The 1537-nt window shown below is 57.6% G+C and carries 1 protein-coding gene; it reads right to left on the minus strand.

Annotated features, from left to right (window positions below):
• On the minus strand, positions 1-1492 hold a 1492-nt coding region (locus VH187_RS01705; RefSeq protein WP_329699768.1), incomplete at its 3' end, for a toll/interleukin-1 receptor domain-containing protein.
• Positions 1493-1537 lie beyond the last annotated feature (45 nt).

Genomic DNA, 1537 nt, shown 5'->3' on the forward strand with positions numbered 1-1537 from the left:
GCGCGGTCTTGTCCTCTGAGGCGGTCACTACTCGTTGACCATCGGGACTGAACTGCGCTGAATTAACCACGTCTTCGTGCGTCATGGGCTGGCTAATTGTTTTGCCGCTAACGGCATCCCACAGGCGCGCGGTCTTGTCCCATGAGGCAGTTACCACTCGCTGGCCATCGGGGCTGAACCGCGCTGAGTTAACCACATCTTCGTGCTTCATCGGCTGACCAATTGGTTTCTCGCTGGCGGCATCCCAGAGACGCGCCGTCTTGTCCGCTGAGGCGGTTAGTATCTGTTGACCACTGGGACTGAACTTCGCCGAAAAAACCATGCCTTCATGCTTCATGGGTTCGCCAATTGGTTTGCCGCTAGCGGCATCCCACAGACGCGCCATCTTATCCCCTGAGGCGCTTACCACCCGCTGGCCATCGGGGCTGAACTGCCCCGAAAAAACTATGCCTTCATGCTTCATAGGTTCGCCAATTGGTTTGCCGCTAGCGGCATCCCACAGGCGCGCCGTCTTATCCCATGAGGCGGTTACAACCCGCTGGCTATCGGCGCTGAACTGCGCCGAAAAAACCATGCCTTCATGCTTCATGGGTTCGCCAATTGGTTTGCCGCTGGCCGCATCCCACAGCCGCGCCGTCTTATCCCATGAGGCGGTGACCACGCGTCGGCCATTGGGACTGAACTGTGCTAAGAAAACTATGTCTTTATGCCGCATTGCACCACTTAGGACATGCCAGCTCAGCTGTGTCAGCATAGCGGCCGCTAGGCCAGAGGCTTCGCGATTTTCCGGATTCAGCTGCAACGCCTGCCCAAGCTGGGCCAACGCTTGAGCGTTTTTTCCGCCTTCTTTTGAGTACCGAGCAAGCGAAACACTTCCCCGGCTGGCGATTTCGCTGGTCCTCTTCTTCGCAGCAACGGCAACCTTTGTTTGATCTTTTGCTTTCGCTTCCGCGAAGAACGCCACGACCGCCAGCACGATAGCGACCACGAACCCAAAGGTTACGGACCCAAGCGTGATCCGCTGGCGTCGCGCTGCGGCTTTGCGGCTGGCAATGATGTATTCGGTTTGGAGCGCTGTGGGCTGGCGTTCTTTTTGGGCGCCGGCCTCCGCGAGCCACTGCTCAGCCGACCGCAGATCATCACCGCGCAAAACAAAGCTGTTGTTCTTGCCGTTTGCGTTCCACTCAATTGCTCGGGTGAGCAGACGCGTGTGCTCGTGGACCCACTTGAGATCGGTGTCGAGCGCGCTGATGAGTGTGTCAGTCGCCTTTTCAAAATCATCACTGTCCCGGAAGAAAATCCAGTTTAGTTTCGCCAGCGGCTCGGGCACCGTATCGGCCTTCACGTCCCGTGCGACTATGGGCACCATTCGTTTGTTATGCGCGGCCGCGTGCGCAATCTCATGACTGCACGGAACTGAAGCGACCGAGTCCGGCGTGAGCACAAAGATGAAAGTGTCGGCGGCTTCGATTGCCCCATAGATGGCCTGCATAAATTCCTCCGTCGGCCGAATATCCTCCCAATCAACCCATGCATC

Origin of the sequence: Scandinavium sp., from assembly GCF_036271055.1 — a bacterium.
GTDB lineage: Bacteria > Pseudomonadota > Gammaproteobacteria > Enterobacterales > Enterobacteriaceae > Scandinavium.